Below are 24,002 nucleotides of genomic sequence, written 5' to 3' on the forward strand. Positions count from 1 at the left end.
AGGCAGTCTCAAATTCGGTCTTTGTGATCGACCCAAGGGCTACCACTCCGCGAACGGTCCCTTGGCAAAACCAGAGCCGCAGCGACACGCTTTGCCACCAGCGGCAGACTTGCCGTCTATAGGTAAGGATATTCCAGGCACTGATCCGCCATTGCCTAAACTCATCGAGGTCGGCGATCCCGGCTGCAAACGCGATTGCATGGACCTGACCAGTGTCTGGGCCTCGGAAATCACGGGCAATACGACGGGCATAACGTCTTGCGCAGCGGTGGCAGTCGATCTGGGAGCAACGGTGCGCTGAGGAGCATTTGTCGATCATCCGATATTTATCAGATCTGCTCGCACCAAACCGTTGATCGCCCAGCCCACCAAGGACGGCATCAATGTTTGATAAATATCGGATGGATCTTAATAAGCTTCGACAACGGGTGGCGGCAAACCTGCCCGGCATAACCTACGGGTTTGTGAATAATGAACGGAGGCAACGCACGCCGTACGTTGTAGGGCACCGTCAGTTTAACCACGGGGTGACCCGGATGAGATATATGTGAGGGATGAAGAAGACCCGTCATCCCCGCTATGCCCGTCATCGCTTTCCGGCTGAAGTGCTCAGCCATGCCGTCTGGTTGTACTTCCGATTTCCGCTCAGTCTACGGATGGTCGAGGAGATGCTGGCGGCCCGAGGGATCCTGGTCAGTCATGAGACGGTCCGGCAGTGGGCGCTGAAGTTCGGGCAAGACTTTGCCAATAAGATCCGCCGCCGTCTTCCGGCACCCGGGGACAAGTGGCATCTCGATGAGGTCGCGATCAGCATCGCCGGTCGGAAGCATTGGCTATGGCGTGCTGTCGACCAGCACGGGATCGTGCTCGATATCCTGGTTCAGAGCCGCCGCAACGCGAAGGCCGCCAAGCGCCTGCTGCGCAAGCTGCTCAAGAAGCAGGGCAGAGCTCCTCGAGTGATGATCACGGACAAGCTCGCTAGCTACGCCGCCGCAAAGCGAACTGTCATGCCCGGTGTGGAGCATCGGCAGCACAAGGGCTTAAACAATCGCGCGGAAAACAGTCATCAGCCGACGCGACGACGCGAGCGGATCATGAAGCGCTTCAAATCAGCCGGGCACGCGCAACGCTTCCTTTCAGCCCACGATCAGGTGGCAAACCTCTTCCGCAGTTCCGCCAACAGCAACGCCGCTGAACATCGCGAAGCCCGCTCCCAGGCCTTTACTGCTTGGGCCGAAGTGACAGGCGTTGCCATGAGCTTCTGATCTGGCGACCCAGGGTGGCGCTTGGCCTTCAGCTCATTAAATTGACGGTGTCGAGCTTGGCCCTAACCTAGTCCAATATAGGGCCTTATCGGAAATTGCCTCGCTAAACTTGGAGCTCAGCCTGAAGGAGAGTGCAAGCCTGGAAGGTCTCCCAATGGCGCTTCTCGGAGGTAAACCGAATGGCGGCTCTGGAAGGGAACACCGGACGTTCCTGGCGGGCAGCAGAATTCGCGAGTTGACCCGAAGGCGACCTTGGTCGTCAACGTCAGACCACAGTTGAGGCTGACCTTAGCAACTCACTGCAACGGCCAGAAGACGGTATGGTCGATGCTTAGTGACAGGTTTTGATCTTCACTGCATTCCTTGCCAACCTAGGCAACTCAGGCATCAGATTGCAGGTCGTACTGCTCTTCGGTGACGTGCTCCAGCCAAGTGACATGGGAGCCATCCAGGGCCTCCTGCATGGCAATGTGGACCATGCCGGTTCGGGGTGCTGCCCCGTGCCAGTGCTTCTCGCCCGGCGGGATCCACACCGTGTCGCCAGCCCTGATCTCCCTGACCGGCCCGCCCCAGGTTTGCACGCGCCCAACGCCCAGGATCACGTGAAGGGTCTGTCCAAGTGGGTGGGTGTGCCATGCCGTTCGGGCACCGGGCTCAAACGTGACACGGTTTGCCCGAATTCGGGCGGGCAGCGGGGCATCGATGATGGGGTCATGCCAAACGGTTCCCGTGAATGCATCGGCCGAAGCGTGCTTCGTCGGGAACGTCCCTGCAATATGGATATCCATGGAGCCGTCTTCCTTTCGAGCGGATGCGTCACAGATGCTTGATGCCGACGCTCACGATCAGTGGAACGAGTTCATCGCGGGCGCCGATGCGATGTTGGCGGGCATGTTGGTGGGCCTCGGCGGCTTTCCCCTTCCAGATCGCAGCGATGATGTCTCTGTGGGCGGCGATCGAACCGGTAGGCTTGGATCGAAGCTTGAGCGTGAGCATCCGCGCCCGGTGGGCTTGGTCGGTCACCGTCTGGGCGATCCTGCGGATCCGGCTGTTGCGACAGCGCTCCACCAAGGTCCGGTGGAACAGGTCATCCGCGGCAGCCCACGCGAGGAGGTCATTGTCCCGAAGAGCCTGTTCCATGTCTGAGGTCGCTTCCTCGAGTTCGTCGGCAACGAGGTGCCGCTCGTCGTCAGGCAAGGCGGCAAGCAGCTCGGCCGCCATGGCCTCGATTGCAATGATCACCTCGTAGATTTCGCGGATGTCTTCCGGGGCGAGCGGGCAAACCGTGACGCCTCGCTTGGAGAGCACACGGACCAAGCCATCCTCTTGAAGCCGGATAATGGCTTCATGAACCGGCGTACGGCTCATGCCGAGCCGCAAGGCAATCTCCTGCTCCGAGCCTTGGTAGCCGGGCGGAAAGACATTGTTGCGGATCGCGTCCTTGAGCGCCTTGTAGGCGTCCTCGACCAGCGACGGTTTCTTTTCCGGCTCCCGCGTCGCCCGCACGTGCAGCTTATCCACCAGCGTGCCCTCCTGCTTCACACTGCCCTATGTAGGATCTTCCATGCAAGTATGAATGGATGATTGACAGAACGGGCTTCTCCTGGCATTTCTCAATGTATGCCAACTTCCATGGAAGCTGAGAGTTCTACTCACAGCCAACCAGGTGCTCACAAGAAGCAGCGGCATTTTCAGGAGGAACGCGCGTGGATCTGAGGTTAATACGCCTGCGGTCGGGCTTCAGAGACGTCACTCAGTCCGCTCAAGCTTAAGCCTTGCTGCTCGGCTTCGTTCTCAGCAAGCTGATGGAGGAGAACCTGCGACGGGCGCTCCTCATCTCGCCCGGCGACATGATGACATTCCTCGATCATCCGATCAGTGCCTGCCTGTCAGTGCCTGCCTGCTCGCGGTGGCGCTTGTCATCCTGGCTCTCGCACTCCTTCCGACGATCCGGAAGGGACGGGACGAGGTCTTTGTTGTGTAGTGAGTGGCGCGTGTGCGGCGCCGATAATCCGACAACGCCAATCAACCAGGGAAGGAAATGCACATGAAACGAGCTGTCTTCACTCTCGCCGCGGCTCTCGGCTTCGTTGCGACCGCTGCACAGGCACAGGGAACCTATCCGACGCGACCCATCACGCTGGTGGTTCCGTTCACCGCCGGCGGGACGACCGATGTGGTTGCCCGCTTCATGGCCGATCACATGGGCCGCACCCTTGGTCAGCAACTCGTGGTCGAGAACGTCACTGGTGCCGGTGGTACCGTCGGCGTCACCCGGGTCGCCAAGGCCGAGCCTGATGGCTACACGATCCTGATGGGCAACCTGGGAACGCAAGCGGCGAGCGTCGGCCTTTATCCGAAGCTGGCCTATGACCCACGCACCGATTTCGAGCCAATCATGAACTCGGCGTCGACGCCGATGCTCGTGGTCGCGAAGAAGGACTTGCCGGTCAAGGACTTCAAGGAATTCATCGCCTATCTGAAGGCTAACGCTCCCAAGATGAACTACGGCTCGGGTGGAGTAGGCTCGACCTCGCACCTGACGTGCCTGTTCATGGAATCCCTTCTGGGCGTGAAGCCGCAGCACGTGCCGTTCCGCGGCTCGGGTCCGGCCCTGAACGCACTGCTTGGCGGCCAAGTCGATTATGTCTGTGACCAGACGGTTGCCATCGTGCCGACTGTCCAGGGAAAGCAGGCCAACGGACTGGTCGTCGCAGTCCAGAACCGCCTTCCGGTTGTCCCGGACGTCCCAACATCGGCCGAGCAGGGGCTGCCCCAATTCCAGGCGACGGGCTGGAACGCGCTCTTCGCACCCAAGGGCACGCCCAAGGACATTGTCACGAAGCTGAATGCCGCGGCCAAGGCCGCCCTGAAGGATGAGACCACGCGCAAGCGCCTTCTCGACCTCGGTGCCGAGCTCCCGGACGAGGCAGGCCAGACCCCCGAGGCTCTCGCCCAACTCGTCAGCTCTGAAATCGACAAATGGGTCCCGATCATCAAGGGCGCAGGCGTGACGGGGCAGCAGTAGCAGTGGCTGACAACCGCGTGGTCGGAGGCCCTTATCAGGTCGCGGCCGCGCAATCCCATATCGACCTTTCGGGCACACTTTTACTGACGGACAGGACCTCACATGTCACCGGATCAAAAAAAGCGCTATCGGCTGGCTGTCATTGCCGGCGATGGCATCGGCAAGGAAACGACGCCCGAAGGCGTACGTGTCCTCGAGGCCGCTGCCAAGAAGTTCGGCTTCGACCTGCAACTCGACCACTTCGACTTCTCGTCCTACGACTACTATGCCAAGCACGGCCGCATGCTGCCGGAGGACTGGAAGGAGCAGGTCAGCTCTCACGACGCCATCTTCTTCGGCGCGGTGGGCTGGCCGGATAAGATCCCGGATCACGTCTCCCTCTGGGGCTCGCTGCTCCAGTTCCGGCGCGAGTTCGACCAGTACATCAATTTGCGTCCGGTGCGCCTGATGCCCGGCGTGCCGACACCGCTCGCCAACCGCAAACCCGGCGACATCGACTTCTGGGTCGTGCGCGAGAACACGGAAGGTGAGTATTCCTCTATCGGCGGCAAGATGTTCCCTGGCACGGAACGTGAGGTGGTCATCCAGGAAACTGTGATGACGCGCATCGGCGTTGACCGCGTGCTGCAATTCGCCTTCGACCTCGCGCAGAGGCGGCCCAAGAAGCATCTGACCTCGGCTACGAAGTCGAACGGCATCTCGATCACGATGCCCTATTGGGACGAGCGCGTGGAGGAGATGGCTAAGAGCTACCCGGATGTGAAGTGGGACAAGTACCACATCGACATCCTCACCGCCCACTTCGTGCTCCATCCAGATTGGTTCGATGTGGTCGTGGCCTCGAACCTCTTCGGCGACATTCTCTCCGATCTCGGTCCCGCCTGCACGGGCACGATCGGCATTGCGCCTTCGGGCAACATCAATCCCAACAGTGATTTCCCGTCGCTTTTCGAGCCGGTGCATGGATCGGCTCCGGACATTGCAGGGCAGGGGATCGCAAACCCGATTGGCCAGATCTGGGCGGGCGCCATGATGCTGGAGCACCTGGGCGAGGGCGAAGCGGCCGCGGCGATCGTCCAGGCGATCGAGGACGTGCTCAGCGAGCGAACCCTGCGCACGCGCGACCTCGGCGGCAATGCCGGAACCGAGACCGCGGGCAAGGCCGTGGCCGAGGCGATCGGGTGAACCAAGCACAAGAACGACGTCAACTCTTGGCCGCCGCATGTCAGCGGCCGCAGCTAGAAGGATACAACGATGAATAGCTACAGGATCGCAGCCGTCCCTGGTGATGGCATCGGCAAGGAAGTCATTGCCGCCGGGGTCGAGGTTCTTCAGGCGCTCGCGGACCGCGACGGGGGCTTCAACCTCAACTTCGAGAGCTTTGACTGGGGGTCCGACTACTACAAGAAACACGGCATCATGATGCCGGAGGATGGTCGCGAGACCCTGAAGAAGTTCGATGCCATCTATTTCGGCGCTGTCGGCGCGCCCGACGTGCCAGACCACATCACGCTTTGGGGGCTGCGCCTCGCCATCTGCCAGCCCTTCGATCAATACGCCAATGTGCGCCCGACCCGCATTCTGCCTGGTATTCAGGGTCCTCTGCGCAATGTGGAGGCGAAGGATCTCGACTGGGTGATCGTCCGCGAGAACTCCGAAGGTGAATATGCCGGGCAGGGCGGGCGCTCCCACCGGGGCCTGCCCGAGGAAGTGGCGACGGAGGTCTCGATCTTCACCCGCGCCGGCGTCACCCGCATCATGCGGTTTGCGTTCGAGATCGCACGCTCCCGTCCGCGTAAGCTGCTGACCGTCGTGACCAAGTCAAATGCCCAGCGGCACGGTATGGTCATGTGGGACGAGATCGCGGCCGAGGTGGCGCAGGACTATCCCGATGTGACCTGGGACAAGATGCTGGTCGATGCCATGACGATGCGCATGACCCTGAAGCCGCAGACCCTCGACACGATCGTGGCCACCAACCTGCATGCCGATATCCTGTCCGATCTGGCTGCGGCTCTTGCGGGTTCGCTCGGCATCGCGCCGACGGCGAACATCAATCCGGAGCGCAAGTTCCCGTCGATGTTCGAGCCCATCCATGGTTCGGCTTTCGACATCACCGGCAAGGGCATCGCCAACCCCGTCGGCACGTTCTGGACGGCAACCATGATGCTGGAACATCTGGGTGAGCAGCCTGCGGCCGAGCGCCTGATGCGGGCGATCGAACGGGTCACGGCCGATCCGTCGCTGCACACGCCGGACCTCGGCGGCCAGGCCACGACCCGTCAGGTCACGGATGCTGTCATCGCGGCCATCCAAGGCGATAACGCATAAGAACAGGCGACGCCGATGCTCCAGCCGCGTGCAATCCTGCAATCGCTGTTCGACGCTTCCATCGCGGCGGCTGACCCGGCTCAATGTGTGCCTCCGAACCTGCCGGAGCCGCCGCAGGGGGCACCGTCAACTTAACGCTTTTACTTGCTCTTGGCGGTGTTTAGGTCCGGAGCGAGCCGCGCATTTTCAATTGCTTAGACCCATCGCGGAATAGCTGAGAACCGCGGTAAGCGGTCTTTACTAAGGTAAGTTGACGGTGCCAGCAGATCGCCAGCGGCCAGTCTCACGATATGGAAGACGTCCTTAACGAGATCGAGACCATTGCCAATGGCAAGGCGGCTTGATGCGCGTCGGGCTGTCAGAGAACGCCCGGGCCTATCTAATTCGAGAGACCGCCTACCTAAGGAAGCTGAACCCGGCCGCGGCGCGGAACCTGTCTCGCCAGATGCGGAACGCCCAGCGCAACCTGGCAGCATTTGATGGGATAGGCTTCGAAAGCGAGGAATTAGGGGTCAGCGCAAGATCTGTGCCCAATGATACGCCGGCATTATCAACCAAAGACAGCTACTTTCGAGACGAGGTCGATCCCACCGGCTTTCGTCCGCCGCATCTCCCGTCCGATAGCGAAGCGAAACACCGCTGGGAGCTGCAGAGCAGGCGGTATTCGCGCCCACAAGGTCTTGGTCACCGACCGTCCCTTGCGCGTTCGTCGCGGCGCCTGGCCCGTGACCACCCGCTGCGACCAGCGGAAACCGATCTCGTTGAAGTACAGATCCGCGTGATGCGGACTGATGTGGTGAAACACGCCTGAGACCGTGCGGCGGATCCGATCGTTGAAGCCCTCGGCTGAGTTGATGTGCACCGGCCCGCGGGCATACTCGCGAGCCTCATGATGGACGGTGTCATGGGACGCAAAGGCGCTCCCCAAGGACACAAATGTCTTCCATTCATCGCTCATCAGATGTGCCGCGGGATCAACGGCATCCGTGAGAACCCGGTCAGCCTCGGACTCCGACAGGTCCTCAATCACGGCTGCCCGAACCTCACCGGACGGCGAACCGACGCTCACATCCGGAGGCCGCTGCACGGCCACAAGCGCCGGTGTTTTCAAGGTTTTCGGCTGGCCTTTGCGTCCACGCCCGGGTGGAGAATAGTTCATCTCCCGCCGCGGCTTGCCACCCAGATACACGCTGTCGATCTCAACCTCGCCATCGAGCGCCTGCTCGCGCCCAACCATCAGGCGCAGGGCATGCCCCATGCGCCAAGCCGTCGGCTGACTGACGCCGAGCGCCTCCGCCAGACGGATTGACGAGATGCCCTTGTCCGACTGCAGCATCAGCCAGAGGCCCGATAGCCAGGTCCGTAGGGGCAGCTTCGTCGCATGCAGCGGCGTGCGGGTGGTGACTGTGAACTGAAACCGGCAGGTGCCGCTCGAGCATTGGTAGAGTCCTGGGCGTGCTCGCCTCCCTTTCTCCCGGCCGGTTAGGGCAATAGAGCGGCGATAGCCGCACGCTGGGCAAATTCGTCCGGACGGCCAGACCAAGGCCTCGAGCAAGTGCCGACAATGATCCTCATCCTGGAAGGCTCTAACCATGTCCGGCACTGTGGTGATCCTCGCCAGTACCTCGCGCACAGACAGATCCATTGCGACCTCCTGATCCGATCATCAGTCTGGGGTTCAGAAACGCACGCAAAAGCTTAGCTGCAAAGGAAAAGCTGTCTTTGGTTGATAATGCCGGCGTATCATTGGGCACAGATCTTGCGCTGACCCCTTCTACTGGTGGAGTTCAGGACACCACGCCCTGCGGCAATGCTGACCTTGTCTATTGTGCATTGCAACATATATTGTGCATTGCAGCATCATGCGTCTTTGCTGTTGCAGCCCTTCGGGGCGTTTCCTCCCTGAACTTGGCCGCTCTTCGGAGCGGCCCCTTTTGTCAAGCAGGTGTCCGATGATCCTTCTTCTAAACCTTGCTGCGGACATGGCACTGTTGGCACTGGAAAGCCAAACCATCATCGGGATCAGGCTGGCCCGTCTGACCCTCGGCGGACCGGCCGCCATGGTGGAGGCCGAGCGGATGGTGTCCGAGAAGGTCTTTGCGCTGGGCGAGGCCGCGACGACGCTGGCCACCGGTGGGTCGGCCCATGATGTCGTGCGGGGATACCGCCGGCACGTGCAGGCGAACGCCCAACGTCTCACAGGCTGACGTCAACGGGGACGCCACGTCTCCCGTCCCCGTATTCCGCTGTCATCGCGAGGGACTGCCTTGGATTGGGACAAGATCAAACTCTTCTATGAGGTGGCGGAAGCCGGGAGCTTTACCCGGGCTGGTGAAAAGCTCGACCTGAACCAGTCCTCTCTCAGCCGCAGCATCAGTGCCCTGGAGCGGGATCTGAACGTTCCGCTCTTCCATCGTCACGCCCGTGGTCTCATCCTGACCGAGCATGGTGATGCGCTGTTCCGGGCAGCGCTCGACATGCGCCGGTCCGTGGAGGTGACGCGACAGCGGTTCGCCGAAACCAGTGAACGGCCCGTCGGCGATCTCAAGGTCACGGCAACCGTCGGGATTGGTGGCATCTGGCTCACCAACCGCATCGCGGAATTCCTCGACCTCTACCCGGAGGTCAACGTGCAGCTGATCCTGACCAACGACGATCTCGACCTTGCCATGCGCGAGGCCGATCTTGCGATCCGGCTCCGGCGTCCGGTACAGCCGGATTTGATCCAGCGGCGCCTGTTCACCATCCACTACCATGCCTATGCCGCGCACGCGTATCTCGATCACTTCGGCGAGCCCAAGTGCCTGGAGGATCTCGACCAGCACCGCATTGTTTGCCTGGGCGGCCACCAGCCTGCCTTCATCCTCGACCTGCACCGCCTGCCAACCCTCGGGCGAGACCCCAAGTCGCCACGCGCGAGTCGGTTTGTGGTCAATGACAGCCTGGCTCTCCGACATGCGATCGAGTCGGGCGCCGGGATCGGCATGGCGCCGGATTATGCCATGGGCGACAACCCGAAGGTGCGACGGGTTCTAGAGGAGGTCGACATGCCAGCGCTCGACAGCTACCTGGTGTATCCGGAAGAAATGCGCTCGGTCGCGCGGGTTCAGGTGTTTCGCGACTTCCTCGTCACGAAGGCGCAGCGCTGGGCCTATTAAAGCTCGGCCTGAACACGGGGCCGATCTCAGGCAACGCGGCAGACGCCGATCCTGGCGCAAACTGCACATCGGGGTCGATGCAAGCACTGGGCAGATTCTCGCCTCAGAGCTGACGCCCCATGATGTCGACGATGGCTCGCAGGTCGAGGCGTTGCTCGACCAGGTCACTGATCCACTCGCCTCCTTCACCGGTGATGAAGCCTACGATCAGGAGGGGGTCTACGCTACCGTCGCCGAGCGCCACCCTGATGCTGACGTGATCGTCCTGCCACGATCAACGGCGGTGCCGAGTGGCATGGCAGAGAGCGCTCCGACCCAGCGCGACCGGCCATCTCCAAAGCATTGCCGAGCATGGACGCATGGGCTGGCAGAAGCGGTCCCGGTACACTCGACGAGCCCTGGTGGAGGCATCCATCAGCCGGCTTAAACGAGTGATCGGAGACGCTTTGCGTTCGCGGACGGATCAACGCCGTATGGCCGAGGTCGCCATCGCCGTTCATGCCTTGAACCGGATGCTTGAGCTTGGACGCCCGAAGTGCGTCCGCATCGCCTGAATTCGGCCTACGGGCCGCGTTCAACGCGTGCACAATCCGATTCGTGCAACGAAGCCCCCGACAGGTCCCGAATCCTCGCCACGTCACTGGTCACCTGGATCCCCGTCCTCGCTCTGTGCGAACTTTGCCACCTCGCGACTCATCTCATGACCATGAATAGCGACGATGTAGTTTTGAGTTCTGATCAGAGGTTGCTTGGTGATGGTCTCCGCAAGGTCGGCTATGGACCACCGTATCAAGGGGGCAGCTTCATGGATGTACAGCTTTATCCCAATGAGCCTCAGCTTCATGTCAGCAAGCTCACGAGCGTCCTGCGCGTGAATGCGGTAAACATCGATGAAGGTCACAGGTGTCGCGGCCATCAGTTTCCTCTCGGTTGTTGCCATCACAAATCTCAATATCGCCGTGACACCTCCTCATCCTCAATCCAAAGGATGACGGGCGTGCCGCCCCGGCCAAGCGAGTATGGAATGGGGCATGGGCGTTTCCGAATAGTAAGCTCAATGGGCCATCAGCACGGCACCGTTGCATTAACCTCGGCCGTATAGCGAGGAGCGGTTCATCAAGGATCCGCCCCCGTGTCACTGTTCAAGCGCCGTCGCCTCCCGGTTGAGATCATCCTGCTGTGCGTGCGCTGGTACTGCAAGTACGGGATCAGCTATCGCGATCTGGCTGAAATGATGTCCGAGCGCGGTGTCGAGGTTGAACCAAGCACCATCTTCCGCTGGGTACAACGCTATGCGCCCGAGATCGAGAAGCGGGTTCGCCGGTATCAGGGTTCCCGTTCCGGATCATGGCGTGTGGACGAGACCTATGTGCGGGTTGGAGGGCGCTGGAAGTACTTGTTTCGCGCGGTCGACAAGCACGGTCGGTTGATTGCCTCCATGCTGTCCGGCCGGCGTGATACCGGAGCGGCTTATCGCTTCCTGCGCAAAGCCCTGCGGGCGGTGAGCGACTATCCTCCTTCGTCCATCACGACCGACAAATTGGCCTCATATCCGAAGGCGATTCGGCGTTTGCAGAACGAAGGGCTTCTGCCGAAAGATGTGGTACACCGCACCTCGAAATATCTGAATAACATCCTTGAAGCGGATCATGGCGCGCTTAAGCGGGTGATCCGTCCGACGCGCGGCTTCCAGAGCATGAAAACCGCCGCCGCAACGCTGAAGGGTTTTGAAATCATGCGCATGATCCGCCGCGGCCATTGCATCGGGCGGGAGCGTCGAGCCACAGGCGAAATCCGTCTTGTCAATCAGCTCTTCGGTCTTGCTGCCTGAGTGGCCCGTTAAACTGGGTCCGTTATGCCGTTTTCAAGTTACTGCAACGGTGCCCTTCGTCATAGCCCGCGCAGTTGCAATGTACTGCTCAATCAATGCGCATACAGGGAGTGCCAACTTATTTTGCATGGTTCCGACGGTACCAGCGAAGCCAAGATCGGCTTCTCGCAGGAACCGGGAGCGCCAGGAGAATGGCGCCTTCATCGGTCTTGCGGATATGCAGTGTGCGGGTATGGAACTGATCCAAGCCGGGCCTATGGCCGATGGACAGTACCGATGCACGCGCGAGCTCTTGCGCAAATATGGCCAGCATTGAGGCTTGATTATCGTCGTCAAGAGCCGATGTGGCCTCATCCATGAAGATCCATTGCGGCTTGTGGAGAAGGACGCGCGCGAAGGCGACACGCTGCTGTTGGCCAAGCGAAAGCGATCTGTCCCAGCGCTCGGCGCGATCGAGCAGCCCAGCAAATTCATGCAAGCCGACCCGGTGCAGCGCCGCCTTGACTGTTGCATCGTCGAACGCATCAGGGCCTGCGGGATAGCATATCGCCGAGCGGAGACTGCCAAGCGGCAGATAGGGCCGTTGCGGCAGAAACATCATGTCACTGCCAGAAGGTGTACGGATAATGCCAGATCCCCAGGGCCAAAGCCCGGCGATCGCGCGAAACAGCGTGCTCTTGCCCGATCCAGAGACTCCGATGATCAGAACGCGCTCGCCGGTACGGACCTCGGCCGTCGCTTCCTCGATGAGGATGCTACCATCATTCAGTGCAATGGAAAGGTGTTCGAAGCTGAGCCACCCGTCGGGATGATTGCAAATCTCGATGCGTCGAGTGCCCATCGCGATACGATCGAGATCAAGCGCAGCCTGTCGAAATCCTGCCAGTCGCAACACGGCCGATCGCCAGTCTGCGATTTTGGGGTAGTTATCGACAAAGTATCGCAAGGCGGCCTGAACTTGGTTGAAGGCTCCGACGACCATCATCATCTCGCCGAAAGATAGCCGCCCGCTGAAGTAGCCTGGGGCGGCAGCAAGGATCGGTACAACGATGGCGAGCCAACCGTAACCCGACGTGATCCAGGTCAATCGGGCCAGAGCGCCAGACAGTCGGCGGGTCGACAGGAGGACAGCGTCAAGGAAACTATTGAGATTGCGACGTTCGTCCGGTTCCCCGGAATAGAGGGAGATACTCTCGGCACTCTCACTCACTCGAACGATAGCAAAGCGCAGATCCGCTTCTCGCGCATAGCGCTCGGTGTTCAGGCGGATGAGAGGCCGGCCCACGAGCCACGTCAACCCTGACCCGATACCGGCATAAGCGACAGCGACCCACACCATGTAGCCCGGGATCACGATCTCACGCCCTTCAAACTCAAAACTGGCGTAGGAGGAGAGTGTCCACAAGACGCCGAGAAAGCTGACAAGCAGAAGAAGCGCCTGGAGCATACCCACGCCAAGCTCGGTGGTAAATTCCGAGAACAGCCGGCAGTCTTCCTGTAGACGTTGATCGGCTTGGGAGCCGGAAGGACCAACGTGGCCCAGCTGGTAGGCTCGGGCTGGCTGGAGCCAGCTATCGAAGAGGGTGTGGGTCAGTCGCTCCCTTAGGCGTATTTTGAGCCGTTGCTGAAGCCAAGTCTGGGCCACAACCAGTGCCAGCAAGGCGGCGATGATGATGAGAAAGACAAGGAGCTGGTTGAGGAACGCCACAGAGTTCCGCTTCTCAACAGCGTCGAAGAATGCGCCGTTCCACTCGTTCAGCCGAACCTGCCCGAACATATTGCCGATGAGCACCACGACAATGGCAAGGACGAGTCGGACGACCGGCCAGCCTGTCCGACCTTGCAACATGTCACGGAAGATATGGTAGAGATCCTCGGCAACGCCTTCTCCGCGTGGAGGTCCGTCAGCCTCCGCGTTCAGGACGTGCTGGGTCGCCTGCTCGACAGCTTCGACCGTCTCAATCGGCGGACTGAGATTGGCCTCTTGCTCAACGCCGGTAGCGGCGGCGGGAAGAGGGCTATGGCGGCCCGACAGGCCCTTTGATTCATGCATGCATCTGTCGTGGCACGGATTGTTGCCCGCTCCTCTATCCAAAACCTGCTGGGGCAGGCTGGGCCCTGCGGGCGCGGACGAATGCACTTAGTTCGTCTGTGGCCACGCACGACAGAACCTTACTGCCCACATGAGCTTTTTTGAGACGCCGAGCCCCTCTTTGGAGTTGGCATTCTCGATATGGATAGTATAACGATAACGGAACAACGATCGAAATCGATGCCTCGTGGGAACTTCGTTGGGGAGATATCCCTCACTCAGGGTTCAGACCTCATATCGGTGTGAACATCTGGTGAGCGCTCGTCTTCCCAGCGAAACGATACCTTAGCACGTTGTACCCACGACCGGTTCAGTGCAAAATCAATCCAAGTCGCGTTAAGGAGGACACATGTTCAAACCTTATCTTGGGACATGCCTTGTGGCCGTTCTGATAATGGCTGGACATGCGGGCGCGCAGACGCCCTTGTCACAACAGCCCCCTGCAGGCGTGGGCGCTTCTGTGATAGGTTCAGGAACCAAAGGTCAGCTCTTCCTAGAGCATCGCCAGCCGGATCAGTTTCGCTCAACCAACCTGCGTGGTACGCGCATCTACGGAGCTAACAACGAGAACATCGGCGCGATCAATGATGTTCTGATCAGTCAGAGTGGGCAGGTGGCGGCGGTTATCATCGGCGTGGGAGGCTTCTTGGGAATTGGGGAAAAGGACGTCGCTGTTCCGATGTCCATGCTACTGTTCCAACCTGGAGCAGTTGCAGCGAACTCAGAGGTAGCGCCACTGGCCGAAGGGTCGCCAAATCCATCTCCACCCGCTGCTGACGTTGAACCTGGAGCACCGGCCGCCGCTCTTCCTTCGGGAACCAGTGCAGCTGCACGACATGATAACGGAATTCCAGACCGTCTCATTCTGAAGATGACCAAAGAGCAACTCCAGAATGCCCCTGCCTTCCAGGACAACGTGAGTGACAGGACCCTGAGCTCCGAAAATCCAGCTCCGACTGCGCCAACGGCCACTCAAAGGCCCTGAAAGAGGGTCTCATCACATCGCCGATCCGGGGGCATAGAGGCCAATTCAGCTGCCGGAAAATTGAAGCAGGCGCACTGGCGACAGGGTTCCCTTCCGTCATCGGATGGGATGCACAGAGCCTCGCCCGTGCCCCAGATTACATGTGGATGCGATCGTCCGGGGCTCGTCTCACTGTCTGGCCGTAAGGCGAGGAGGAGCGGCTCGGTCCCGTATGGATCAACCAAGAGCACAGGTTCCCATCGGGGCCGGCCGACTTCAACGTGGTAAGACAGGTCACCATCACAATGCCGGCAGGGCTCGGCGTCTCTGGCATGGTGAATTTGCCTCTCTCGGGTCATTTGCCATCTCGGGTGCATGTGCATGACGGTTTGATGGGTGCTTCCTGTGCGAGGATCGTCCTTCATCAGCATCGATGCGTGGAGTCAGCATTTCCTGTTTGTTGAAACACCTGACCGCGAGACCGGCTCACGCCGTTACCCGTTCTTCCTCATGCTCTCCAGTCTGCGACTGTTCTTGGACCTGCACCGACTGCCGCGTACCGGCTAACAGGCCAGCTGCCGCGACACTGGTCAGTAGAAGCTCTCGTGGCTTGAGACATATGCGCTCGCCTCTCTAAACCAAGGTCAAGATCAGCTCTTCAACGCAGGCTCAACCCGTGACGCCGCCCAAACGGCAGCCGGTGCGGGAGATTGGTAGACTTCTCCTCTGGACAGGAGAGCCCAAGCAATCGTAGCCGTTTTGTTGGCCAACGCCACCGAGACCACCCGCGCCGGCTTCTTGGCCAGCAGCTCTGTGATCCGGGCGGAGCCTCCCGCTGTCTTCGTGCGTGCGTAACAAGGCGTCCGAAGGGAAGCATTTTGCCCGAAAGGCTGACGATGGGTGCCGAAAGCCGATCAAGGCCGATCGCTAGAAGTTGACGCGGTCACCTCCTTTGAGCGCCAGCATGCTGCGCGCATCGTCAGGAGTGGCAATCTCGAGTCCAAGCCCCTCGAGAATCTGACGCGCCAGTCTCACCTGCTGAGTATTGGATTCCGCTAGCTTGCCGGGCCCGATCCAGAGGGAGTCCTCCAGTCCGACCCGGACATTGCCTCCCAGGGCCGCCGCTTGAGCTGCGATAGTGAGCTGGTTTTTGCCTGCGCCGAGCACCGACCATTGATAATCGCTTCCGAACAGCCGGTCGGCCGTGCGCTTCATGTGCGCCACATCCTCCGGATGCGGTCCGATGCCGCCGAGCAGGCCGAAAACGCTCTGGACGAAGAGAGGCGGCTTGATAAGGCCGCGCTCGACGAAATGGGCCAGCGTATAAAGATGCCCGATATCGTAGCATTCGATCTCGAACCGGGTGCCGTTCTCCGAGCAGGTGGTCAGGATGTACTCGATATCCGTGAAGGTATTGCGAAAAATGCGGTCACGAGAACCTTCGAGGTAGGGGAGTTCCCAGTCGTACTTGAACTCCTTGAATCGGTTCAGCATCGGGTAGAGACCGAAATTCATCGATCCCATGTTGAGCGACGCGACCTCCGGCTTGTAATGGGCTGCGGGCCGTACCCGCTCCTCGACCAGCATGGTGGGTGCGCCGCCGGTCGTGATGTTGATGACGCAGTTCGAACGCTGCTTGATGACCTGCAGAAAAGGCGCGAACGCTTCCGGTGATTGATCGGGCTTGCCGTTCTGTGGGTCCCGCGCATGCAGATGCACAATCGCGGCGCCGGCTTCAGCCGCGCCGATGGCTGCCTCTGCAATTTCCTCAGGCGTGATCGGCAGGTGAGGGGACATGGACGGCGTATGGATCGCCCCTGTGACGGCGCAGGTGATAATGACTTTGCGGGCCATGGAATCGTTCTCTTTCGTCAAATCAGGCTTCGGGTTGGGATTGCTTGTGCGCCTTCAGGGCAGCCAGGCGCCTGTCTCGCCAGGCGGAGCGGTGCGCGAGTGTATCGGCGCTGGGCATTGCGCCCCAGGCGTGCAGGATGCGGCTCACGTTCTCCTCATCCCAGACATCGGGCTTTGCCGGGTCCGCGCTGAGACTGCGGTAGAATCCGGTATAGCGTTTGCAGTAATCGGCGATGCCGCCGGGCGCGTTGAGTTCGATGGTCTCGAACGGGCCAATAAATGACCAGCGCAGGCCAAGGCCGTCCTTCAAGGTCTTGTCGAGATCCTGAGGACTGACCACGCCTTCCCCGACCAGCCGGAAAGCCTCGGCCAGAAGCGCCCCCTGAAGGCGATTGAGGACGAAGCCCTCGACCTCTCGCTTTACCGTGATCGGAACCTGCTCGATGCTCTCGTAGATCCGGCGTGCCCGCTCGATGGTCTGCGGCGCCGTCCAGGGGGCGGCGCAGAGCTCGACGAGCGGCACCAAATGGGGAGGGTTTACCGGATGCGCGACCAGGCAGCGAGCGCGTCCCGGCAGCTCTTCCGTGAAGCGCGACGCGACAATCGCGGAGGTCGACGAGGCCAGGATGGCATGCTCGGGGCATAGCCGGTCGAGCTCGGCGAAGATTGCCCGCTTCGTGTCGACGAGCTCGGGACCGTTCTCCTGAACCACGTCCACGCCGCTGACCGCATCCGCAAGCGACTGCACGATTGCGACGCGCTCTGCCGCGAGCGCCGGATCCGTCACGAGGCCGTGGACGGCCAGTTCCTCGAGCCCTTCGCGGATGAGCCGCGACGCATTCTCAAGCGTCCGAGATTCCGGATCCGTGACGCGCACCTGCCAGCCAGCCCGAGCGAACACGATCGCCCAGGATCGGCCAATCAGCCCAGCGCCAATGATCGCAACACTTGCCATTCAAGCCTCCCCTTCTTGGCCTACAGCCACAACACCTTGCGGCGCAGCGCGAGATCGTCGCGCAGATCCTTCGACGGGCCCTCATGAATGACCCGTCCTCGTTCCAGAGCCACCGTCCGATCGGACAGAGCGAGCGCAAGATCGAGGTGGTGGTCCACGATGATGATCGAGACCTCGTGCCGAAGCTTGTCGAAGCTCTCGAAGAGCTGCTCGACAATGGTCGGCGCAAGACCTTCGAACGGCTCGTCGAGGAGGAGCACCTTCACATCGCCTGAGAGCGCGCGGGCGACCGCCACCATCTGCTGCTCGCCTCCGGACAGGAAGTCCGCCGGCGTATCGATCCTCTCGCGGATGCGGGGGAAGTACTCGAAGATCCTGTCCAGGTCCCACCGTATGCCGTGGCCCGTCTCCCGCTTGAGCCTGCCGAGTTCGAGGTTCTGGCCCACCGTCATCCCTGCGAAGAGCCCGCGTCCCTGCGGCACGTAGCCAATGCCGAGCCGGGCGATCTCGTGGGACGGCCGACCGGCAATCTCCTGGCCGTCGAGTGCGATCGACCCGGACGCGGGTTTTGCGATGCCGGTCAAGGTCTTGAGGAGCGTTGACTTCCCGGCCCCGATGCGGCCCAGCAGCGCCACGATCTCGTGCTTGTGAACGTCGAACGAGACGTCGACCAGCACGTGGCTTTTGCCGTACAAGGTGTTGATGTGGTCGGCGGTTAAAAGCATCGCGGGCTCGACCGCGCTTTCCCTGGGCTTGGCGGCGACCGTCGCGGCTCCCGAGCCGATATAGATCTCCTGGACCTTCGGGCTCAAGCGCGCATCCTCGACGGTGCCGTCCACGAGAACCTGTCCCTCGTTCATCACCGTGACCGCGTCCGCGATCTGGAACACGCGGTCGATATCGTGCTCCACAAGCAGCATCGGCACGTCCGAAGAGATGCGCTTGATGATGTCGCCGATGCGTTGGCGCTCGGCCGCCGCGAGCCCCGCGAGAGGCTCGTCCAGCAGCAGAACCCTCGGCTTCGTCGCAAGCGCGAGGCCCATGTCGAGGAGGCGCTGTCCGCCATATGAGAGCGCGCCGGCCTCGGCCCGCTCGATGCCGGCCACACCCAGATACCGGACCACCGCCGAGGTTTCCGCTTCGATCTCGTCGATTGATCGGGCATTCGTCCAAGGATCGAAGCGCCGCGCGTGACGGGCCTGGATGGCAAGCCGAAGATTTTCTTCCACGCTCAGGGCCGGAAAGAGGTTCGTAATCTGGAAGGAGCGCCCGATGCCCGCATGGGTGATTGCTTCCGGAGAAAGACCGGCAATCGACTTGCCCTTGAGAAAAACGCCGCCTTCGTCCGGCGTGTAGAACCCCGAAATCAGATTGAAGGCCGTGGTTTTTCCCGCGCCGTTGGGACCGATCAGGGCATGAAGTGAGCGGTCGCGCACGGCGATGTTGACACCTTGCACCGCCTTGAGCGCACCAAAACTTTTCGCGATGCCGCGCGCCTCGAGGATGACGCCGTCCATGTGATCCCGTGGTCTCAGGAACGACGGCAGGGGCTCATCCGTCAGCGTGCGCCCGGCCATGGCGGCCTCTTCGGTCACCTTCCGGCGGAACGGCGCGATGACGCGCTGCGCCACGCCGACCAGGCCGGTGGGCGAGAGCATGATGAAGCCCACAAAGAGGATGCCGAAATAGAACAGCCAATGCGGAGTCCAGATGGACAAGAACTCGCGAAACAGGATGTAGAAGAGCGCGCCAAGCGCCGGCCCGAGAAAGCTGCGCATCCCGCCGATCACCACCATGGCGATCAATTCGCCCGAGAAGGCGACCGACAAAGGCTCGGCCGAGGCGAAACGGTGGTTGAAGACGGACAGGACGCCCGCAAGTCCGACCACGGTTGCCGAGACCACGAACCCAACGAGCTTATAGCGATTGGTCGGGTAACCCAGAAACCGTGCGCGTTGCTCGTTTTCGCGGATCGCCACGAGGACCGTGCCGATGGGCGAGCTGTGAAAGCGCACCAGCATGAAGCAGATTAGCAGCCCGACGCCGGCGACGACCCAGTAGTATGTCCAGTCCGAGTTCAGGTCGAGGCCAAGCATGTTGGCGCGCACCACGCCGCCAAGGCCGCTTTCGCCTCCTGTGAGAGACGTCCAGCGATACGCGACGGCGAAGAGCATGGCCGTCAAGGCAAGCGTCAGCAGGGAGAAGTAGACGCCGCGCCGGCGCAGGATGAGGGCGCCCAGGAGGAACGAAGCGGCGGCGATGAACACGATCGCGAAAAGCGTCGGCAGAATGACGCCCCCGGGGAACCAGTTGAGTTGGCTCAACGCCGCCGCGTAAGCTCCGAGCCCGAACCATGCGCCATGGCCGAAGGAGACGAGTCCGGTATAGCCGACCAGAACATTGAGGCCCAGGCATGCGATGGCAAACAGCACCACGTCGATGGACGAGCGGAGAGGCAGGCCTAGCGGATCGAGGATAAAGGGCAGCGCGGCAAGTGCTAGTGCCGCGATGAGGAGAGGCCAGTAATCCTTGCGCATGGAGCCTACTCGAATTTCTGGATGCGTTCGCCGAGCAGCCCGCGCGGGCGCAGAAGCAGCACGAGCGCCATCAGCAGGTACATGGACGCCTCGCCGGCGGGCGGAAAGAAATAAATGGTGAGGCCGCGGACCACGCCCACGAGGGCGGCCGCCGCGATCACGCCCCAGAAGGATCCCAGACCGCCGATTACAACCACCACGAACGCTGCGGTGAGGATCTCGGCTCCCATGGCAGGATGCACGCCCGAGATCGGCGCAAGCAGGACGCCTGCGAGACCCGCAAGGCCAAGTCCGAGTGCCACCACGACTGTCATATAGGGCTGGAGGGAGATGCCGAGTGCCCCCACCATATCGGGATTCTGCACGCCTGCCCGCACGACGCGGCCGAACGCAGTGCGGTAGACTAGGAACCAGGTGGCGGTGACCGCCGCAAGCGCCACGCCGAAGATGATCAAGCGATAGCGCGGATAGATGAAATCGCCGACGAAGACCTGCCCCCGGAGAACGGGTGGGATCGAGAACGGCAGGGGAGCGGCCCCAAAGATCATCCGCAGGCTCTGCTCGATGATCATCGCAAGACCGAAGGTTAGAAGCAGGCTCAGGATCGGGTCCGCCCTATAGAACTTTCGGAAAAAGACGCGCTCAATGATGACGCCCAGCAGAGCGACAAGCGCGGGGGATACAAGGAAAGCCCCGCCGAATCCGATCCAGGGCGCCAGCGACACGGCCAGATAGGCCCCGATTGCGTAGAACGCCCCGTGGGCGAGATTCACGATTCCGCCAAGCGAAAAGATAAGTGAAAGACCAAGTGCAATCAGCAGGTAGTATGCGCCGACCAGAAGGCCGTTCAGGACCTGCTCCAGGAGAAAGATAACCGCCAAGCGAGACTCCTTTTCCGACTATATGGCATCCTGCAACGAGGAGCCGGCACGAGAGGAAAACGGAATGTCGTGCCTCCGGAAGGCCGGAGCGGCACTTGGCCGCCCGGCTTCATCGTGATCGACCGTTCAGGCCGGCATTTTGCATGCGCCGTCCTTCGGCGGAGCAAGGGCCTCCAAGTCTTCGCCGGGACCGGGAACCGAGCCGAGCGGATCATAAATGTCCCACTGGTCCTTCATTTTGTCGGCATCCTTCGCCCGGACCGCGTACATCTCCTGAACCATCTGGTTGTCGTATGCGCGGAAGTAGCCTTCGCGGCTCTTCAGGATGTCGAACTTCGCGCCCTTGCGCAAATGCTCCGCGAGCTTCTGCGGGTCGGTGGATTTCAGCTCGGAGAAAGATTGAGCGACGATCTTGAGCGAGTTGTAATCGCCCCAAGATTGGTTCTCGGGCGGCTTGCCGTACTTCTTGGTAAAGGCCTCGACGTATTTCTTGGAGGAGGGCGAGTCAACCAGATGATGCCAGACCAGCGGCCAGATGCCGGAGAAATTGCCCTTGCCCGCGCCCCAGGCGACCGCCGTGTCGAAGCCAAAGCCGGTGATCGGGAACTGCAGGCCGTACTCTGCATATTGCTTGATGAAGTTGGTGATCTGGTTGCCGGCCAGGTTCGACGCGACCACATCCGGCCTCGCCTGCCTGATCTTCAGGAGATAGGGGCTGAAGTCGGTGGCGTCGGTAGGGATAAGCTCCTCGCCAACGAACTCGCCGCCGTTCTCCGTCACGAACTTCTTGGCCACGCGGAAGAGATCGTGACCAAAGGCATAGTCGGCCGTCAGGGAATACCACTTCTTGCCTTTGATCATGTTCTCGCTTTTCAGGTAGTTGCCTACCGCGAGCACCATCATCGAGTTCGCGGCCTCAATGTGGAACATGAACGGGTTGCAGCTCGCGCCGCGCAACGCGTCCGAGTTAGCGCCCGTGTTGATGAACACAGTCTTGGTTCGGTTGGCGACCTGACCGATAGCAAGCGCCGAGGCGGACGAAATTTCGCCGATGATCATCGCGACCTTGTCGCGCTCGATCAGGCGTTCGGCCTTGGCCGAGGCGGTTTGCGGATTGACTGAATCCTCAATCACGAGCTCGACCGGACGGCCGAGGACGCCGCCAGCTGCGTTGATCTCCTCGGCCGCGAGCCTCACGCCCATCTGGGCGAATTCTCCGAGCGGACCCAGGAACCCGGTGACCGGCGTTAGATGGCCAATCCGGATAACATCAGCCTGCGCCCTGACGATTGCGGGCATTCCGATGCCTACGAGCGCAGTGGCGCTGGCAGCTCCCTTGAGGAGCCTACGGCGGGTCAAATCGAAAGATTGTACCATTGGCGTTTCCTTCTCCAGATTAAGCTGTCGCAGTTACTTGCCGCGATCTGTGATCACAGTTAGATTGTCTTAAGATGAGCAACTTGTCGAGCCCCCGAATTACCAAGACGCCAACAGCGATCATGCAGATCGGCCGACTTGAACGGGTCACTCTAGGTGAGCGCGTTCACGCCGAATTGCGTGAGCTCCTGATGAGCGGCGAACTCGCTCCCGGGCAAAAGATGTCTCTTCGCAGCGTCGCGGAAACGCTCGGCGTATCGATCATGCCGGTGCGTGAAGCGGTCGCCCGTCTGGTGTCGGACCGGTCCCTTGAGGTATTGCCCAATCGCGCGGTCCGCGTGCCCTTGATGAGCCGCGTGCGCTTTCGCGAACTAACGGCCGTCAGGCTGGCCATCGAGGGCTTTGCCGCTGAGGAGGCAGCGCGCAACCGTTCGGACGCTGACATCTTCGCCATGCGGCGTTTCGAACAGGCCTTTCTGGACCAGGCTCGCAGCCCGGACCCGCAGGCCGACCAAGCTGTCCGGGCCAACAAGGAATTCCACTTCGCCGTCTACAGGGCCACAGGTCTGCCTACTCTGGTTGGCATAATCGAGGGTCTATGGCTGAAAATCGGGCCGGTGCTCAATTTCGACCTCAAAATCTCACCGGACCGACTTCGTACAGGCGGCGCGGCGGAGCAGCATCGACGCCTCGTGGCGGCCGTGGAGGCCAGGCACGGGGCGACCGCGCGCAAGGCGCTGGCGGACGATATCGAGGGAGCCGCCAGCTTCATCGAGAGCACTGGGCGACTGATGGATTAGCCAATGCCAGACTCCGGAATGCTATCTCACGCCATCGGCCGCCAAGTCTTCCGGCTTCAATAGAGTGTCATAACGACGGAGACGATTACAATGGATCTCGACATTGCCGGGCTGCGTGTTTTGGTAACGGCCGGTGCGGCTGGCATCGGGCTTGAGATTGCTCGCACCTTTATCCGCGAAGGTGCGCGGGTGCATGCCTGTGACGTGGACCGCGACGCCCTCAAGGCCATTCCCTCATCCGATCCCAAGCTGACGACGTCCTATGGGGACGTGGCCGACCGGGCTGGTATGACCCGGGTCTTCGAGGATGCTCTGGGGACCCTGGGCGGGCTCGACGTTCTCGTCAACAACGCCGGCATCGCGGGACCGACCGGGCGGGTGGAGGAGATCAGTCCCGAGGAATGGGATCGCTGCCTGGACGTATGCATCACCGGGCAGTTCAACTGCACTCGCTTGGCGGTTCCTCACTTAAGAAAGAGCCAGAATGCATCAATTATCAACGTTTCGTCCGCCGCGGGACGGTTCGGCTTTCCGCTGCGCTCCCCCTATGCGGCGGCCAAGTGGGCGGTGATCGGCTTTACGAAATCTCTCTCCCGCGAACTCGGACAGGACGGTATTCGGGTGAACGCGATCCTGCCTGGAATCGTGGCAGGTGATCGGCAACGCCGCGTGCTGGAAGCCAAGGCGCAGCTGCAAGGCGTTTCCTTTGGGGAAATGGAGCAAGCGGCGCTCGCGAATGCATCGCTGAAGGAATACGTGACGGCCCAGCAACTTGCCGACCAGATCGTCTTCCTGTGCTCACCTCGTGGTCGAACCATCTCCGGTCAGGCGATTGCCGTCGATGCAGATCTTCAGATGCTCTCTTAGGGTTTGTCACGTTGCTGAGAAGGCATCGTTGCATTAACCTTGGCGCTATAGATAGGGCGGCT

General features: G+C 61.0%; 21 protein-coding genes and 1 pseudogene. 12 read left to right on the forward strand and 10 right to left on the reverse strand.

Annotation, left to right across the window (positions count from 1 at the left end):
- Nucleotides 1-554 precede the first annotated feature (554 nt).
- A complete protein-coding gene (locus BB934_RS43295) occupies nt 555-1,265 on the forward strand; it encodes an IS6 family transposase (RefSeq protein WP_099515756.1) in 711 nt (236 codons plus the stop codon).
- Nucleotides 1,266-1,645: 380 nt separating this feature from the next.
- Here BB934_RS43295 and BB934_RS43300 read toward each other — a convergent pair whose 3' ends face one another.
- Together BB934_RS43300 and BB934_RS43305 are read right to left on the reverse strand one after the other, a co-directional pair.
- Nucleotides 1,646-2,053, reverse strand: a complete 408-nt coding sequence (locus BB934_RS43300; RefSeq protein WP_099515757.1) for a (R)-mandelonitrile lyase — start codon at nt 2,051-2,053, stop codon at nt 1,646-1,648.
- Between the two features lie 28 nt (nt 2,054-2,081).
- The gene (locus tag BB934_RS43305) at nt 2,082-2,786 is read right to left on the reverse strand and encodes a GntR family transcriptional regulator (RefSeq protein WP_173909578.1); all 705 of its coding nucleotides are present in this window, start codon (nt 2,784-2,786) and stop codon (nt 2,082-2,084) included.
- Nucleotides 2,787-3,040: 254 nt separating this feature from the next.
- On the opposite strand from BB934_RS43305, the pseudogene BB934_RS50000 reads away from it, so the two are divergent.
- The 4 genes and pseudogenes from BB934_RS50000 to BB934_RS43325 form a co-directional block, all read left to right on the forward strand.
- A pseudogene (locus tag BB934_RS50000) lies at nt 3,041-3,249 on the forward strand (tripartite tricarboxylate transporter permease); the annotation flags it as partial.
- A 63-nt stretch (nt 3,250-3,312) separates the two neighbouring features.
- Complete coding sequence (locus tag BB934_RS43315) at nt 3,313-4,293, forward strand: tripartite tricarboxylate transporter substrate-binding protein (RefSeq protein ID WP_237050882.1); 981 nt, start codon at nt 3,313-3,315, stop codon at nt 4,291-4,293.
- A 102-nt stretch (nt 4,294-4,395) separates the two neighbouring features.
- Nucleotides 4,396-5,478, forward strand: coding sequence for a tartrate dehydrogenase (locus BB934_RS43320; protein ID WP_099515759.1), 1,083 nt, complete (start codon nt 4,396-4,398; stop codon nt 5,476-5,478).
- A gap of 69 nt (nt 5,479-5,547) precedes the next feature.
- Nucleotides 5,548-6,624 carry a tartrate dehydrogenase gene (locus BB934_RS43325; protein WP_099515760.1) on the forward strand — a complete coding sequence of 359 codons (1,077 nt, stop codon included), beginning with the start codon at nt 5,548-5,550 and terminating at the stop codon, nt 6,622-6,624.
- 550 nt (nt 6,625-7,174) lie between these two features.
- On the opposite strand, the gene BB934_RS43330 is transcribed toward BB934_RS43325, so the two are convergent.
- Nucleotides 7,175-8,269, reverse strand: a complete 1,095-nt coding sequence (locus BB934_RS43330) for an IS1595 family transposase (protein ID WP_099515761.1) — start codon at nt 8,267-8,269, stop codon at nt 7,175-7,177.
- A 307-nt stretch (nt 8,270-8,576) separates the two neighbouring features.
- Between BB934_RS43330 and BB934_RS43335 the strand changes: the two genes are divergently transcribed.
- The 3 genes from BB934_RS43335 to BB934_RS43345 all read left to right on the forward strand — a co-directional run bounded on the left by BB934_RS43335 (nt 8,577) and on the right by BB934_RS43345 (nt 10,209).
- Nucleotides 8,577-8,831, forward strand: a complete 255-nt coding sequence (locus tag BB934_RS43335; protein WP_099515762.1) for a hypothetical protein — start codon at nt 8,577-8,579, stop codon at nt 8,829-8,831.
- A gap of 60 nt (nt 8,832-8,891) precedes the next feature.
- A complete protein-coding gene (locus tag BB934_RS43340) occupies nt 8,892-9,782 on the forward strand; it encodes a LysR family transcriptional regulator (protein ID WP_099515763.1) in 891 nt (296 codons plus the stop codon).
- A 67-nt stretch (nt 9,783-9,849) separates the two neighbouring features.
- Nucleotides 9,850-10,209, forward strand: coding sequence for a transposase (locus tag BB934_RS43345; protein ID WP_237050928.1), 360 nt, complete (start codon nt 9,850-9,852; stop codon nt 10,207-10,209).
- Between the two features lie 210 nt (nt 10,210-10,419).
- Here the strand turns inward: BB934_RS43345 and BB934_RS43350 are convergent, their stop codons facing one another.
- Nucleotides 10,420-10,722 (reverse strand): hypothetical protein, encoded by a 303-nt coding sequence (locus BB934_RS43350; RefSeq protein WP_099515764.1) that lies wholly within the window; start codon nt 10,720-10,722, stop codon nt 10,420-10,422.
- A 192-nt stretch (nt 10,723-10,914) separates the two neighbouring features.
- Between BB934_RS43350 and BB934_RS43355 the strand changes: the two genes are divergently transcribed.
- Nucleotides 10,915-11,613, forward strand: a complete 699-nt coding sequence (locus BB934_RS43355) for an IS6 family transposase (protein WP_099515765.1) — start codon at nt 10,915-10,917, stop codon at nt 11,611-11,613.
- A gap of 118 nt (nt 11,614-11,731) precedes the next feature.
- Here the strand turns inward: BB934_RS43355 and BB934_RS43360 are convergent, their stop codons facing one another.
- Nucleotides 11,732-13,462, reverse strand: a complete 1,731-nt coding sequence (locus BB934_RS43360; protein ID WP_162299285.1) for an ABC transporter ATP-binding protein/permease — start codon at nt 13,460-13,462, stop codon at nt 11,732-11,734.
- A 592-nt stretch (nt 13,463-14,054) separates the two neighbouring features.
- On the opposite strand from BB934_RS43360, the gene BB934_RS43365 reads away from it, so the two are divergent.
- Nucleotides 14,055-14,690: a PRC-barrel domain-containing protein gene (locus BB934_RS43365; RefSeq protein ID WP_099515767.1), complete on the forward strand. Its 636-nt coding sequence runs from the start codon at nt 14,055-14,057 to the stop codon at nt 14,688-14,690.
- Nucleotides 14,691-15,596: 906 nt separating this feature from the next.
- Here the strand turns inward: BB934_RS43365 and kce are convergent.
- From kce to BB934_RS43390, 5 genes are all read right to left on the reverse strand, one after another.
- Complete coding sequence (kce, locus tag BB934_RS43370; RefSeq protein ID WP_099516124.1) at nt 15,597-16,523, reverse strand: 3,5-dioxohexanoate:acetyl-CoA acetone transferase; 927 nt, start codon at nt 16,521-16,523, stop codon at nt 15,597-15,599.
- A gap of 22 nt (nt 16,524-16,545) precedes the next feature.
- Nucleotides 16,546-17,478, reverse strand: coding sequence for a 3-hydroxyacyl-CoA dehydrogenase (locus tag BB934_RS43375; protein WP_099515768.1), 933 nt, complete (start codon nt 17,476-17,478; stop codon nt 16,546-16,548).
- Nucleotides 17,479-17,498: 20 nt separating this feature from the next.
- The gene (locus BB934_RS43380) at nt 17,499-20,015 is read right to left on the reverse strand and encodes a branched-chain amino acid ABC transporter ATP-binding protein/permease (protein ID WP_099515769.1); all 2,517 of its coding nucleotides are present in this window, start codon (nt 20,013-20,015) and stop codon (nt 17,499-17,501) included.
- Between the two features lie 5 nt (nt 20,016-20,020).
- On the reverse strand, nt 20,021-20,896 hold the full coding sequence (locus tag BB934_RS43385) for a branched-chain amino acid ABC transporter permease (protein ID WP_099515770.1): 876 nt from the start codon (nt 20,894-20,896) through the stop codon (nt 20,021-20,023).
- Between the two features lie 126 nt (nt 20,897-21,022).
- Complete coding sequence (locus tag BB934_RS43390) at nt 21,023-22,273, reverse strand: ABC transporter substrate-binding protein (protein ID WP_099515771.1); 1,251 nt, start codon at nt 22,271-22,273, stop codon at nt 21,023-21,025.
- 74 nt (nt 22,274-22,347) lie between these two features.
- On the opposite strand from BB934_RS43390, the gene BB934_RS43395 reads away from it, so the two are divergent.
- Nucleotides 22,348-23,073, forward strand: a complete 726-nt coding sequence (locus BB934_RS43395; RefSeq protein ID WP_099515772.1) for a GntR family transcriptional regulator — start codon at nt 22,348-22,350, stop codon at nt 23,071-23,073.
- Between the two features lie 90 nt (nt 23,074-23,163).
- Entirely contained in the window at nt 23,164-23,940 is a 777-nt protein-coding gene (locus tag BB934_RS43400) for an SDR family oxidoreductase (RefSeq protein ID WP_099515773.1), read from the forward strand.
- The last annotated feature ends 62 nt before the right edge of the window (nt 23,941-24,002 follow it).

The organism is Microvirga ossetica (genome assembly GCF_002741015.1).
GTDB lineage: Bacteria > Pseudomonadota > Alphaproteobacteria > Rhizobiales > Beijerinckiaceae > Microvirga > Microvirga ossetica.

Bases quoted from the DNA above. Each gene is read 5' to 3' on its own strand.
- BB934_RS43395 (WP_099515772.1), top strand. From the start codon at position 22,348: ATGAGCAACTTGTCGAGCCCCCGAATTACCAAGACGCCAACAGCGATC.
- BB934_RS43300 (WP_099515757.1), bottom strand. From the start codon at position 2,053: ATGGATATCCATATTGCAGGGACGTTCCCGACGAAGCACGCTTCGGCC.
- BB934_RS43330 (WP_099515761.1), bottom strand. From the start codon at position 8,269: ATGGATCTGTCTGTGCGCGAGGTACTGGCGAGGATCACCACAGTGCCG.
- BB934_RS43390 (WP_099515771.1), bottom strand. From the start codon at position 22,273: ATGGTACAATCTTTCGATTTGACCCGCCGTAGGCTCCTCAAGGGAGCT.
- BB934_RS43295 (WP_099515756.1), top strand. From the start codon at position 555: ATGAAGAAGACCCGTCATCCCCGCTATGCCCGTCATCGCTTTCCGGCT.
- BB934_RS43375 (WP_099515768.1), bottom strand. From the start codon at position 17,478: ATGGCAAGTGTTGCGATCATTGGCGCTGGGCTGATTGGCCGATCCTGG.
- BB934_RS43400 (WP_099515773.1), top strand. From the start codon at position 23,164: ATGGATCTCGACATTGCCGGGCTGCGTGTTTTGGTAACGGCCGGTGCG.
- BB934_RS43320 (WP_099515759.1), top strand. From the start codon at position 4,396: ATGTCACCGGATCAAAAAAAGCGCTATCGGCTGGCTGTCATTGCCGGC.
- BB934_RS43350 (WP_099515764.1), bottom strand. From the start codon at position 10,722: ATGGCAACAACCGAGAGGAAACTGATGGCCGCGACACCTGTGACCTTC.
- kce (WP_099516124.1), bottom strand. From the start codon at position 16,523: ATGGCCCGCAAAGTCATTATCACCTGCGCCGTCACAGGGGCGATCCAT.
- BB934_RS43325 (WP_099515760.1), top strand. From the start codon at position 5,548: ATGAATAGCTACAGGATCGCAGCCGTCCCTGGTGATGGCATCGGCAAG.
- BB934_RS43380 (WP_099515769.1), bottom strand. From the start codon at position 20,015: ATGCGCAAGGATTACTGGCCTCTCCTCATCGCGGCACTAGCACTTGCC.
- BB934_RS43360 (WP_162299285.1), bottom strand. From the start codon at position 13,462: ATGTTGCAAGGTCGGACAGGCTGGCCGGTCGTCCGACTCGTCCTTGCC.
- BB934_RS43365 (WP_099515767.1), top strand. From the start codon at position 14,055: ATGTTCAAACCTTATCTTGGGACATGCCTTGTGGCCGTTCTGATAATG.
- BB934_RS43335 (WP_099515762.1), top strand. From the start codon at position 8,577: ATGATCCTTCTTCTAAACCTTGCTGCGGACATGGCACTGTTGGCACTG.
- BB934_RS43315 (WP_237050882.1), top strand. From the start codon at position 3,313: ATGAAACGAGCTGTCTTCACTCTCGCCGCGGCTCTCGGCTTCGTTGCG.